The sequence below is a fragment of the Streptomyces sp. NBC_00286 genome (assembly GCF_036173125.1).
In the GTDB taxonomy this organism is placed as follows: domain Bacteria; phylum Actinomycetota; class Actinomycetes; order Streptomycetales; family Streptomycetaceae; genus Streptomyces.
In genome coordinates this window covers 6,012,085-6,023,569 of sequence record NZ_CP108054.1, presented here as the reverse complement: position 1 = coordinate 6,023,569, position 11,485 = coordinate 6,012,085, and the positions used below count along the sequence as shown (strand labels likewise).

Below are 11,485 nucleotides of genomic sequence, written 5' to 3'. Positions count from 1 at the left end.
GGCGCGCGTGGACATCCTTGAGGTCCACGCGCGCGGTCGGTGTTCGGGTACGGGGCTCACGCGTGCGTGGCCGGATGTGAGGTCCACGCGCGCGTGCCGTTGTTCTTGCCTACGCCGGTGGCTTGGGCGCCGACAGGCCTGTTTCGAGGGCTTCTGGGGTCAGAAGCCGCTGCCCAGCATCCCGCCTGTGAACGGGTTGCCGGGGCCCATGAGCTCTCCCGCGGGCACCTCGGTGGCGCCGGACGGGGCGCTGACGTCGGACGCCTTGCCGAAGGTGAGGACGAGCGGGAGTCGGGTGCCCTTCGCGTTGTCCGCGAGGGCGGCGAGGTTGACCGAGACGCGGGTCAGGTCGCCGTTCTTCAGGGAGAAGTTGACGGCGATCTTCTTGTCGGGGGCTTCTTTCAGGTCCTTGTCGGTGGGCAGTTCCGTGCCTGCCGGGAAATCGTCGGCCAGTGGCCGGAGTTTCTTGAAGACGCCCGTGAGCAGGTCGCGGAACGAGGCCTTGGCGACGATCTGTTCAGTGCCGTCACTGCCGCCCTTGCTGCTGAAAGTGACCTCGCGTGCGACGACACCGCGTACGGCCTTGAGGATCTTCTGCTGGGTCTTGGTGTCGATCTCCTCGGAACCCGAGGTGCCCTTGCCGGACTTCTCGAGTTCGGAGTTGTCGACCTTGACCCACTCGCCCTCGAGGACCTTCCTGAGCTCCTTCTCGCTCTCAGGGAGTTCGTCGACCGTGGGGAACGGGACGCCCATCGCCTCGCCGAGCGCCTCCATGTCGGCGCGGTAGTACGTGAAGTCGCCGACGACCCGGAACTCGGCCAGGACACCGTCGGCTCCCGAAACCCGCATGCCCACACCGACGAGGTCCTTCTCGCCCGAGTCGGCGAGCGGCTTCTTCGACTCGACGGACAGCTTGACGCGCAACCCGGTGAAGAACTTCGCGAACTCGGGCGGCATTTCCTCGCCCCCCTCCGCCTCTGCAGCCAGCTTCGTGAGCGCGGATGGCTTGGCGTGGAGCCCCAACTCGAGGGAGAGCGACTTTTGTTCGCCGAGTTGCTCGACGGCGCGGTCCACCTTCTGCCCGGCGGTGAGGTTATCGACCGTGCCGCAAGCGGCCGCACCTGCGAACAGTGCTACGGCGCAACCGGCCGCGGTAAGGGGCTTTCGTATGGCAGTCAGGGTTGCGGTCATGGCGAAGACGGTCTCCTTTTGACGCCACGCGGCGTCACCCTCGTTACTCAGCGATCGTTGTCGTTGTTCGTTGATCGCTCAGGAGACTCATGAGTTATCCACAGGGTTGTGCGGCGCGTGTCAGTGTCCGGGCGTACGGTCGAAGACATGCGCATTGTCATCGCTGGAGGTCATGGTCAGATCGCGTTGCGGCTGGAGCGGCTGCTCGCCGCACGCGGTGACGAGGTCGCGGGCATCATCCGACGCCCCGAGCACGGAGACGATCTGCGGGCGGCCGGCGCCGAGCCGGTCCTGTGCGATCTGGAGTCGGCTTCGGTCGAGGAGGTCGCCGCGCATCTGCAGGGCGCCGACGCCGCCGTCTTCGCGGCCGGCGCGGGCCCGGGCAGCGGCGCGGCCCGCAAGGACACCGTGGACCGGGGTGCTGCCGTCCTCTTCGCGGACGCGGCGGTACGGACCGGGGTGCGGCGGTACGTGATGGTGTCGTCGATGGGCGCGGACCCGTCGCATCCCGGGGACGACGTCTTCGACGTGTACTTGCGCGCCAAGGGCGAAGCCGATGCGTACATACGCGGCTTCAACAGCCTGGACTGGACGATCCTGCGCCCCGGGATGCTGACGAACGACGCCGGCACCGGTCTCGTACGCCTGGAGGCGTCCACCGGTCGCGGACCCATCCCGCGCGATGACGTCGCGGCCGTCATCGCGGAGCTGCTGGACACTCCGGCGACGGCCGGGCTGACACTGGAGCTGATCAGCGGGTCGGCGCCGGTGTCCGTAGCGGTGAAGTCGGTAGCAGGGAACTGAGGAGGCCGAATTCCAGGCCCGGCCTAGGTGGTCCAGTGCTGTTCGCTCTCGCCCAAGGGGCGGCGGCGGGCGTGGGCCGCTGGTTGCCTGAACACGTCCCTTCAGCCTTTCGCCCGAGCCGAGGAGTTGCCGTGTCCGCCGCCGAGGTTCCCGCCGCGCAGGAGGCCCTGCTGCAGAGGATGTACGAGGTCTTCAGCACCGCTGAACGCGACACATTCGTCCCGCACTGCCTGTCCCCGGACGTGGACTGGCCGAACGTCGCCGACGGGGTACGCCTGCACGGCCACGACGAGGTACGTGCCTACTGGGCAGCGCAGTTCGAGGCCGCGCATCCCCTCGTACGGCTGGAGGGGCTGCGTCTCGACGAGGACGGGCAGCGGGTGGTCGCCACCGTGCGTCAGGGCCTGCGGGACGATGCGGGCGATCACTGGGCGGAGGAACTGGTCGAGCATGTGTACCGCTTCGGTCCTAAGGGCCTGGTGAGCCGTATGGACGTACGGCCGGTCCTCTGACGTCTGGCCTGTCAGGCTGAAGTGCCGGGCTGGTCAGAACAGGGGGAGCTGGCCGGGGAAGTCCGGCACGACGTATTCATCCAGCCCTGGCTGGACTGCCCCGAGCTGCGCCGGCCTGCGCGACCCGGGGCACGATACGAGCTGCCCGCTCTCACGCGCTCCTGGCGGGTCGTGCCGCGCGAACCGCCCGGCGACGACGGCGATCTCCCGACGGCACTCGGGGCAATTCCTACGGCGTGACGACATACGGACCAGCGTACGAAGCCGGACGGCGACAAGAAGAGACCCTCTCGGGCCTGCTTTCTCGCAGGCCCGAGAGGGTCTCTCTCAGAGTGGCGGCGCCAGGATTCGAACCTGGGAAGGCTGAGCCGGCAGATTTACAGTCTGCTCCCTTTGGCCGCTCGGGCACACCGCCAGGGGTTGCTGCCCTTGGAACCGCCCTTCGGCGCTGCTCCGTGGCAACGACGTAAACGATACCCGATGCCCAGGGGTGCTTCGCCACCCGATTGATCGGCACTCGGAGGGTGGGGGGTGGCTAGGCTTGAGCGGATGCGGCCGGGACCGAGCCGGGCTCGACGGCCGCCCCACGCACCCCGATACAAGGAGCCACAGGACATGGCCGACTCCAGTTTCGACATCGTCTCGAAGGTCGAGCGGCAGGAGGTCGACAACGCCCTCAACCAGGCCGCCAAGGAAATCTCGCAGCGCTACGACTTCAAGAACGTGGGCGCCTCCATCTCTTGGTCCGGCGAGAAGATCCTGATGGAGGCGAACTCCGAGGAGCGGGTCAAGGCCATCCTCGACGTCTTCCAGTCCAAGCTGATCAAGCGCGGCATCTCGCTGAAGGCCCTGGACGCGGGCGAGCCGCAGCTCTCCGGCAAGGAGTACAAGATCTTCGCCTCCATCGAGGAAGGCATCTCCCAGGAGAACGCCAAGAAAGTGGCGAAGATCATTCGCGACGAAGGGCCGAAGGGCGTCAAGGCGCAGGTTCAGGGCGATGAGCTGCGGGTCAGCTCGAAGAGCCGTGACGACCTGCAGGCCGTGATCGCACTGCTGAAGGGCAAGGACTTCGACTTCGCGCTGCAGTTCGTGAACTACCGGTGAGATCGCGCTGGTTGCGCGTACGGGGAAGGGTGGGCACCGTCGGGTGCCCACCCTTCCCGCCCGCTGGCTGCGGTTTGAGGGTGTGTACTCAGTTGCGCGAGTGGCCGAACAGGATGCGGTAGGCGACCAGCAGGACGAGGGAGCCACCGATCGCGGCGGCCCAGGTGGCGCCGTCGTAGAAGTCCTTGGTGATCGGGTTGTCCAGCCAGCGGGCTGATATCCAGCCGCCGATGAACGCGCCCGCGACGCCGATGAGCGTCGTGCCGATGAAGCCGCCCGGGTCGCGGCCCGGCAGCAGGAACTTGGCTATGGCGCCGGCCAGCAGCCCCAGAATGATCCAGCTGATGATCCCCATACCGTGAACCTGCCCTTCCGTGCTGTGCCTGTGCTGTGATCTTGCTCTCGCCAGGCTGTGTTCCCGCCGCTGATGTGCTGCTGTTCGCGGCTTCGCCTGTGCTGCGGCTCTTGTCGTTGTTCGTCTGTTGTTGCTGGAGAGGACGCCGCTACGGCGTCGGCCGGTTGCACTGATCAGTAGGGTGCCGCTCATGACACAGTCCGGTTCTGGCCGACCCGGCTCGTCGCCGTCCGGTCCGGGTGCCTCCCGCGCGCGGCAGCCCGGCTCGCCACAGCCCGAGGCGGAGCTACGGCGGACGCTCGGCGTCGGCGACGCCGTGGTCATCGGACTCGGGTCGATGGTCGGGGCCGGAATCTTCGCCGCCCTCGGGCCCGCGGCGCATGCGGCCGGGTCCGGCCTGCTCCTCGGTCTGGGCGTCGCCGCCGTCGTCGCGTACTGCAATGCGACGTCCTCGGCGCGCCTCGCCGCCCTCTATCCCGCATCGGGCGGAACGTATGTGTACGGGCGGGAGCGGCTCGGAGAGTTCTGGGGGTATCTGGCGGGCTGGGCGTTCGTCGTCGGCAAGACCTCCTCGTGTGCGGCGATGGCGCTCACCGTGGGCGCGTACGTCTGGCCTGGGCAGGCGCACGCGGTGGCCGTCGGGGCCGTGGTGGCGCTGACCGCCGTGAACTACGGCGGTGTGCAGAAGTCCGCGTGGCTGACGCGGGCGATCGTGGCGGTGGTTCTCGCGGTACTCGCCTCCGTGGTGGTCGTGTGCCTCTCCTCCGGGAACGCCGATGCCGGGCGGCTCGACGTGGGGGTCTCCGGGGGAGCAGGCGGCGTGCTTCAGGCGGCAGGCCTGCTGTTCTTCGCCTTCGCGGGGTACGCGCGGATCGCGACGCTCGGCGAGGAGGTGCGGGATCCCGCGCGCACCATTCCGCGCGCGATCCCGCTGGCGCTGGGCATCGCGCTGCTGGTGTACACGGCTGTGGCGGTGGCTGTCCTTTCCGTGCTGGGGTCGGGCGGGCTCGGGCAGGCGACGGCGCCGCTGGCCGACGCGGTACGGGCGGCCGGTGTGCCGGGGCTTGTCCCGGTCGTACGGGTCGGTGCCGCCGTTGCAGCGCTCGGCTCACTTCTCGCGCTGATCCTGGGTGTGTCGCGGACGACGCTGGCCATGGCCCGCGACCGGCATCTGCCGGGCACATTGGCCGCCGTGCATCCGCGCTTCCAGGTGCCTCATCGGGCCGAGCTGGCCGTCGGCGCGGTGGTCGCCGCGCTGACCGCGACGGTGGATGTGCGGGGTGCCATCGGCTTCTCCTCCTTCGGTGTGCTCGTGTACTACGCGATCGCCAACGCCTCGGCTTGGACGCTCAGTTCGGACTTCAGGGCGCGCGTCGGGCCGGCGGTCGGGGCAGCCGGATGCGTCACGCTGGCGTTCGCCTTGCCGGGGGTGTCGGTGGTTGTGGGCGCGGGTGTGCTGGGCGCGGGGGCAGCCGCGTATGGAGGGCGGAAGTGGCTTGCCTCGCGGCAGAACGGGCGGGACTCTGGCCAGCAGGGTGGCACAGGATGAAGACGCCCTGCGCAGACGTCGTACAGCGCACACTACGGAGGTGCGTCCGCGGGCTCGGGGTGTGAAGGCTTGCGCCACAGCCTCGAGTTGTGGGCCTCAGTGGCGACACTCGTCATCATTTGCTCGATCTCGGTCATGGGTTCATAGTGCAGGGCGCCACTGACATTCGGGCGGGCTGTGGATAACCAGGCTGTGGATAGTGGTGCGGCGTCAGGCGAGGCGAACCTGGATGCCTTCGGCTGCAAGGAATTCGAGCAGTTCCTCGAAGGTCCAGGGCCGATTGTCGATACGCGGGGTGAGTCCGAGGCAGGTGCGGGCGACCTCCGCGTCGTGCCAGACCAGGTTGGAGGGCCGGCCGGCTCCCCAACCGCCGCGGAGGCAGTCGACCAGCGCGTCGAGACCCCAGCCGAAGTAGCCCCCGGGTCCGTTCACCGCCTCGCCGAGTGCGCAGAAGAAGCCGGGCTCGTCGGTGATGTGACGGCCGTCGAGGTGGTACGTGCCGCCGGGCGCGGCGTCGGGTGTCTGCGCGACGTGGTTGTCCCGCACCGTGTCGAGCCAGTAGCGGCGCCCCTCTGTGCCGCACCGCGCCCAGGAGTTGGGCTGGGCCGGGCGTCCGTCGTCCCACAGCTCCCAGACCTCCCGGGCAGCGGTCGGCGGCCGCTCGGACCACGGTTCCAGCGTGAGGTCCACCAGGCCGCGGCCGGACGGGATCCAGGCGACGAGCTCGCCTTCGACGGCGCACTGAACAGCACGGCCGGATGTGTCGAGACGGATCAGCTTGGCGTGCCCGAGATCCTCCTCCCCCGCGTTCAGTGCCGTAAGAAGGGCTCCTTGCGGGGCACAGCCGAGCAGCCGCACGGACGGTTCGACGAGGTCCGGCCCGCCGTTCTCGACGTACGCCAAATCCCGGCAGCTGCCCCGTGCTTGGTCCTCCGTTCCGAGCAGCCGGTAGCCCGGGGAGAGCGGTGGGCACTGCGGATAGTCGAACGAGTTGTCCGGGGACTGGCGGGCCTCGATCGTGATGTCCAGCAGCGACAGGTCGCGCGCGCATGGGCGGTCGCTGAGGACACGTACGTCCTCCAGGCACCACTCGCCGACCCCGTCACCCTTCTTGTCGAGGATCTGCAGAGCGAGGAAGCCGAGCGGCGCCGAGCCATCGGCACGCGCGCGTGCGAGGGCGGTAGTCAACTCCCCTGCCGGTGCGCAGCCCAGCAATGCGTACGTCCCGCGCGCGGGAGGACGCGGATCGCCGAAGAGGTTCTCGGCGTCCGCGCACAGGGCCCAGATCTCGTCGTCCTCGGCCTCGACGTCGTAGGCCGCCAAGGCGTACTTCGGCTGTCGCACCCCGTGCCGCTCTACCAGCGAGACGTCGCGAACGGCTGGTCCGTACGCACGATTTCGCGTCCCAGAGGGACCAGCGAAACGGGGATCAGCTTGAAGTTGGCGATCCCCAGGGGGATGCCGATGATCGTGAGGCACTGCAGGACACCGGTGACGATGTGGGTGAGGGCGAGCCACCAGCCCGCCAGGATCAGCCACAGGATGTTGCCGACGAAAGAGGCCGCGCCCGCACTGGGACGCTCGACCGTCGTATGTCCGAACGGCCACAGGGCGTACACGCCGATACGGAACGCCGCGATGCCAAACGGGATGCCGATGATCGTTATGCACAGCAGCACGCCCGCGAACACGTAGCCGAGGAACAGCCAGAAGCCGCTCAGTACGAGCCATATGACGTTCAGGATTGTCTTCACTGGTGGTGACCTGCCATCTGCTCGAGCCGGGCAATGCGCTCCGCCATCGGCGGATGCGTGGAGAACAGCCTGGACATCCCCTGGCCCGGACGGAAGGGATTCGCGATCATCATGTGGCTTGCGGTCTCGATGCGCGGCTCGGGGGGCAGCGGAAGCTGCTTCGTGCCCGCTTCGAGCTTGCGCAGGGCGCTCGCCAAGGCCAGCGGGTCGCCGGTGAGCTGGGCGCCGGAGGCGTCGGCCTCGTACTCTCGGGAGCGACTGATGGCGAGCTGGATCAGGGAGGCGGCGAGCGGACCCAGGATCATGATCATCAGCATGCCCAGGAGGCCGGGGCCCTCGTCGTCGTCGGAGCGGCCGAGCGGGATCAGCCAGGCGAAGTGGACCAGGAACATGATCACGGAGGCGAGAGCGCCGGCGACCGACGAGATCAGTATGTCGCGGTTGTAGACGTGGCTCAGCTCATGGCTGATGACGCCGCGCAACTCACGCTCGTTCAGGATCCGCAGGATGCCGTCGGTGCAGCACACAGCAGCATTGCGCGGGTTGCGGCCCGTCGCGAACGCGTTGGGTGCCTCGGTCGGCGAGATGTACAGGCGGGGCATGGGCTGGCGGGCCTGCGTGGAGAGTTCACGCACCATCCGGTAGAGGGCCGGGGCCTCGAACTCACTCACCGGGCGCGCGCGCATCGCGCGTAGCGCCAACTTGTCGCTGTTCCAGTACGCGTACGCGTTCGTGCCGATCGCGATCAGCAGCGCGACGACGAGGCCCATACGCCCGAAGAGGCTGCCGATGACGATGATGAGTGCGGACAGTCCCCCGAGGAGTACGGCGGTCCTGAGCCCGTTGTGCCGGCGGTGCACGGTACGCCCTCCAAGTTGTGCGGCAGGGGAACCCTTTGCTTGCTGATCTCTGTCACTGACTCCGTGCTTCCACGGTCCAGTGGACCCTCCCTTACTGGTCAACGCCAGGCGGGAAGCCCTAGTTCCCTTGTGCGCGCGGCGGTGAGGGTGGGCCGTCCGGGTGAGTGCGGCAACGCCTGGCACGCACGCGTGCGGTTCGGGTGGCCCACGCGCGCGTGCCGGATGCCGTCAGCGGCTCAGAAGAGGCCGGTTTCGCGGTTCAGAACAGGCCGGTGTCCGAGAAGCGGAGGACCAACTGGGGTGCTCCGGAGAGGGCGACTCCCAGGACCGCGGTCAGTGCGATCGCGGCGGTCAGCGGGGCCGGGACGCGGTGCTTTTCGGGTTCCCCTTCGGGGGCGCGGAACAGGAGCGTCGTCCACTGGAGGTAGTAGAAGAGCGCGATCACGACGTTGACGGCCATGACCACGGCGAGCCAGCCGAGGCCCGCGTCCACGGCCGCCGAGAAGACGGTGACCTTCGCGAAGAGGCCGATGATGCCCGGCGGCAGGCCCGCGAGGCAGAGCAGGAAGAAGCCCAGCACGAGCGCGGACAGTGGGCGTGAGGCGTACAGGCCGCGGTAGTCGCTGATGCGGTTGAGTGGCTTCGTACGGGCCACCAGGGCGGCGACGGCAAAGGCTCCGAGGTTCACTGCGGCGTACATCAGGGCGTACGCGACGGTGGAGCCGATGGCCTTTTCGGCGTCCTGGGAGTACGCGGCGGCGGCGATCGGCACGAGGAGGTAGCCGGCCTGGCCGACCGAGGACCAGGCGAGCAGTCGTACCGCGCTGTACGCGCGCGTGGACTGCTGCCGCAGGGCGCCCACGTTGCCGATCGTCATGGTGAGCGCGGCCAGGGCGGCGAGTGCCGGGCCCCAGACATCGGCGTACGACGGGAGGGCGATCACGGTGACGAGGATCAGCCCGGAGAAGCCGACCGCCTTGCCGACGACCGACAAGTAGGCGGCCACCGGCAAGGGCGCCCCTACGTAGGTGTCGGGCACCCAGAAGTGGAAGGGCACGGCGGCCGTCTTGAAGGCGAAGCCGACGAGGGTGAGAACGACGCCGGTCTGGGCGAGCGTGTGGAGTTGTCCGTCTACGTTCTGGATCTCGGTGGCGATCTGCGTGAGGTACAGGGTGCCTGTAGAGGCGTAGATGAAGCTGACGCCCATGAGGCTCACGGCGGTTGCGGTGACCGAGGACAGGAAGAACTTCAGAGCCGCTTCGGAGGACTTCCTGTCGCCGCGTTTGATGCCGACGAGGGCGAAGGCGGGCAGTGAAGCGACTTCCAGGGCGACGATCAGGGTCGCAAGGTCGCGGGAGGCGGGAAGCAGGGCGGCGCCGGCGGCTGAGGAGAGCAGCAGGAACCAGAACTCCCCTTCGGGGAGTTCCCTGTTGGCGTCCTTCAGGGCGGTGACGGAGAGAAGGGCCGCCAGGAGGGCTCCGCCGAGGACGAGGAACTGGATGACGAGCGTGAACTGGTCCGCCGTGTAGCTGCAGACGTCCGCGTCGCCGGTCAGGCAGAAGGTGGAGCGGTCGCCGTCCAGGAGGGGCAGAAGCATCAGCGTGGACGCGGCGAGTCCAGCGACGGACAGCCAGCCGAGCAGCGCCTTCTTGGCGTCGCCCACGAAGAGGTCGACGACGAGCACCACGAGGCCGACGACCGCCGCGATGGTGGGCGGTGCGATCGCGAGCCAGTCGACGGACTGGACCACGGACTCGGCCAGAGGCTGGGCCAGGTTGCTCATCGGGTGCCTCCTGCGAGGAGCTGCTGCACTGCCGGGTCGCTCAGACCGAGCAGAGCCTTGGGCCAGAGTCCGGCGACGACGGTGAGGGCGACAAGCGGGGTCCAGGCGGCGAACTCGTACGTCTGGACGTCCGCGAACCCGGGGCTGTCCTGAGGAACGACGCCCATGCAGACGCGGCGTACCACGATGAGCAGGTACGCGGCGGTGAGCAGGGTGCCGAACGCGGCGATCGCCATGAAGGTCAGGAACGCGGGCCGGCTGAGATCGTCGGCCGGATCGAAGGCGCCGAACAGCGCCAGCATTTCGCCCCAGAACCCGGCGAGGCCCGGCAGCCCGAGCGAGGCGACGGCACCGAAAGCGAGCAGACCGCCGAAGCGCGGGGCCTTGCCGTAGAGCGCGGCGCCGGTCTGCTCCGCGAGTGCGTCGAGGTCGGTGGTGCCCGTACGGTCCTTGAGCGCGCCGACCAGGAAGAACAGCAGGCCGGTGATGAGGCCGTGGGCGATGTTCGCGAACAACGCGCCGTTCACGCCGGTCGGGGTCATCGTCGCGATGCCGAGGAGTACGAAGCCCATGTGGCCGACGGAGGAGTACGCGATGAGGCGCTTGAGGTCGCCCTTCGCGCCCTGCTTGGCGAGGGCGAGGCAGGCGAGGGATCCGTAGATGATCCCGACGACGGCGAAGGCGGCGAGGTAGGGCGCGAAGGTGCGGAAGCCGTCGGGCGTGATCGGCAGCAGAATCCGGACGAACCCGTACGTACCCATCTTCAGCAGGACACCAGCCAGCAGGACGGAGCCGACGGTCGGCGCGGCGGTGTGGGCGTCCGGCAGCCAGCTGTGCAGCGGCCACATCGGCGTCTTGACCGCGAGCCCGATTCCGATCGCCAAAACGGCGATGACCTGCACGGATGTGGTCAGCGACCGGCCGTTGTCAGTGGCGAGTGCCATCATGTCGAACGTGCCGGACTTGAGCCCGACGAGGAGCAGGCCCAACAGCATGACAACGGAACCGAGCAGTGTGTAGAGGATGAACTTCCAAGCGGCAGCCTGCCGTTGCTCACCGCCCCAGCGGGCGATGAGGAAGTACATCGGGATGAGCACCATCTCGAAGGCGAGGAAGAAGAGCAGAAGGTCGAGGACGGCGAAGGTCGCGAGGGTGCCTGACTCGAGGACGAGCAGGAGCGAGACGAAGGCCTTCGGGGTCGGGCCCGAGGGCATCTTGAAGTAGGAGTACAGCGCGCAGAGGAAGGTCAGCAGCGCGGTCAGGACCAGGAGGGGGAGGGAAATGCCGTCTGTGCCGAGGTGGATCCGCACGTCGAGTGCGGGGATCCAGCTGATGTCCGTCGTGGCCTGCATCTTCGACGGCTGGTCGTGGTCGAAGCCGAGCGCGAGGACGATCGCGGCGATCAGCACGGCGCCGGTGACGGTGACGCCGTGGCGCAACACGGCTTGCTCGGGGGACTTTCCCTTCAGCCCTGGTGGGGCGGGCAGGAGAGCGGCGGCGGCGCCGAGGAGCGGGCCGACGACGATGAACGCCAGAAGAACCTGCATCACGGACTCGTTGATATCGATCACGC

Annotated in this window: 12 protein-coding genes and 1 tRNA gene; 4 read left to right on the top strand and 9 right to left on the bottom strand. The window is 68.4% G+C overall.

The window, feature by feature from the left end:
* Positions 1 to 159: 159 nt before the first annotated feature.
* Entirely contained in the window at positions 160 to 1,191 is a 1,032-nt protein-coding gene (locus tag OHT21_RS27815) for a hypothetical protein (protein WP_328771056.1), read from the bottom strand.
* Positions 1,192 to 1,338: 147 nt separating this feature from the next.
* Between OHT21_RS27815 and OHT21_RS27810 the strand changes: the two genes are divergently transcribed.
* Together OHT21_RS27810 and OHT21_RS27805 are read left to right on the top strand one after the other, a co-directional pair.
* Complete coding sequence (locus OHT21_RS27810; RefSeq protein WP_328771055.1) at positions 1,339 to 1,995, top strand: SDR family oxidoreductase; 657 nt, start codon at positions 1,339 to 1,341, stop codon at positions 1,993 to 1,995.
* A 131-nt stretch (positions 1,996 to 2,126) separates the two neighbouring features.
* A complete protein-coding gene (locus OHT21_RS27805; RefSeq protein ID WP_328771054.1) occupies positions 2,127 to 2,507 on the top strand; it encodes a nuclear transport factor 2 family protein in 381 nt (126 codons plus the stop codon).
* 33 nt (positions 2,508 to 2,540) lie between these two features.
* On the opposite strand, the gene OHT21_RS27800 is transcribed toward OHT21_RS27805, so the two are convergent.
* Both OHT21_RS27800 and OHT21_RS27795 read right to left on the bottom strand, forming a co-directional pair.
* Positions 2,541 to 2,753, bottom strand: a complete 213-nt coding sequence (locus OHT21_RS27800; protein WP_328771053.1) for a hypothetical protein — start codon at positions 2,751 to 2,753, stop codon at positions 2,541 to 2,543.
* Positions 2,754 to 2,840: 87 nt separating this feature from the next.
* Positions 2,841 to 2,922: transfer RNA gene (locus tag OHT21_RS27795), tRNA-Tyr, on the bottom strand.
* Positions 2,923 to 3,122: 200 nt separating this feature from the next.
* Here OHT21_RS27795 and OHT21_RS27790 point away from each other — a divergent pair.
* A complete protein-coding gene (locus OHT21_RS27790; RefSeq protein WP_328771052.1) occupies positions 3,123 to 3,611 on the top strand; it encodes a YajQ family cyclic di-GMP-binding protein in 489 nt (162 codons plus the stop codon).
* An 88-nt stretch (positions 3,612 to 3,699) separates the two neighbouring features.
* Here the strand turns inward: OHT21_RS27790 and OHT21_RS27785 are convergent, their stop codons facing one another.
* On the bottom strand, positions 3,700 to 3,966 hold the full coding sequence (locus tag OHT21_RS27785; RefSeq protein WP_328771051.1) for a GlsB/YeaQ/YmgE family stress response membrane protein: 267 nt from the start codon (positions 3,964 to 3,966) through the stop codon (positions 3,700 to 3,702).
* Positions 3,967 to 4,156: 190 nt separating this feature from the next.
* On the opposite strand from OHT21_RS27785, the gene OHT21_RS27780 reads away from it, so the two are divergent.
* Positions 4,157 to 5,515 carry an APC family permease gene (locus tag OHT21_RS27780; protein ID WP_328771050.1) on the top strand — a complete coding sequence of 453 codons (1,359 nt, stop codon included), beginning with the start codon at positions 4,157 to 4,159 and terminating at the stop codon, positions 5,513 to 5,515.
* 210 nt (positions 5,516 to 5,725) lie between these two features.
* Here OHT21_RS27780 and OHT21_RS27775 read toward each other — a convergent pair whose 3' ends face one another.
* The 5 genes from OHT21_RS27775 to OHT21_RS27755 form a co-directional block, all read right to left on the bottom strand.
* Positions 5,726 to 6,859, bottom strand: coding sequence for a barstar family protein (locus OHT21_RS27775; RefSeq protein ID WP_328771049.1), 1,134 nt, complete (start codon positions 6,857 to 6,859; stop codon positions 5,726 to 5,728).
* Between the two features lie 11 nt (positions 6,860 to 6,870).
* The gene (locus tag OHT21_RS27770; RefSeq protein ID WP_328771048.1) at positions 6,871 to 7,269 is read right to left on the bottom strand and encodes a YccF domain-containing protein; all 399 of its coding nucleotides are present in this window, start codon (positions 7,267 to 7,269) and stop codon (positions 6,871 to 6,873) included.
* The gene (htpX, locus tag OHT21_RS27765) at positions 7,266 to 8,129 is read right to left on the bottom strand and encodes a zinc metalloprotease HtpX (protein ID WP_328771047.1); all 864 of its coding nucleotides are present in this window, start codon (positions 8,127 to 8,129) and stop codon (positions 7,266 to 7,268) included. Before htpX ends, OHT21_RS27770 begins: the two co-directional genes overlap by 4 nt.
* A 259-nt stretch (positions 8,130 to 8,388) precedes the next feature.
* Entirely contained in the window at positions 8,389 to 9,912 is a 1,524-nt protein-coding gene (locus OHT21_RS27760) for an NADH-quinone oxidoreductase subunit N (RefSeq protein WP_328771046.1), read from the bottom strand.
* A complete protein-coding gene (locus OHT21_RS27755; RefSeq protein ID WP_328771045.1) occupies positions 9,909 to 11,483 on the bottom strand; it encodes an NADH-quinone oxidoreductase subunit M in 1,575 nt (524 codons plus the stop codon). Before OHT21_RS27755 ends, OHT21_RS27760 begins: the two co-directional genes overlap by 4 nt.
* Positions 11,484 to 11,485 lie beyond the last annotated feature (2 nt).

What these genes read in the sequence shown, in the direction of transcription:
- OHT21_RS27810 (WP_328771055.1), top strand. Translation starts at nt 1,339, where the DNA reads ATGCGCATTGTCATCGCTGGAGGTCATGGTCAGATCGCGTTGCGGCTG.
- OHT21_RS27785 (WP_328771051.1), bottom strand. Translation starts at nt 3,966, where the DNA reads ATGGGGATCATCAGCTGGATCATTCTGGGGCTGCTGGCCGGCGCCATA.
- OHT21_RS27780 (WP_328771050.1), top strand. Translation starts at nt 4,157, where the DNA reads ATGACACAGTCCGGTTCTGGCCGACCCGGCTCGTCGCCGTCCGGTCCG.
- OHT21_RS27800 (WP_328771053.1), bottom strand. Translation starts at nt 2,753, where the DNA reads ATGTCGTCACGCCGTAGGAATTGCCCCGAGTGCCGTCGGGAGATCGCC.
- OHT21_RS27815 (WP_328771056.1), bottom strand. Translation starts at nt 1,191, where the DNA reads ATGACCGCAACCCTGACTGCCATACGAAAGCCCCTTACCGCGGCCGGT.
- OHT21_RS27760 (WP_328771046.1), bottom strand. Translation starts at nt 9,912, where the DNA reads ATGAGCAACCTGGCCCAGCCTCTGGCCGAGTCCGTGGTCCAGTCCGTC.
- OHT21_RS27790 (WP_328771052.1), top strand. Translation starts at nt 3,123, where the DNA reads ATGGCCGACTCCAGTTTCGACATCGTCTCGAAGGTCGAGCGGCAGGAG.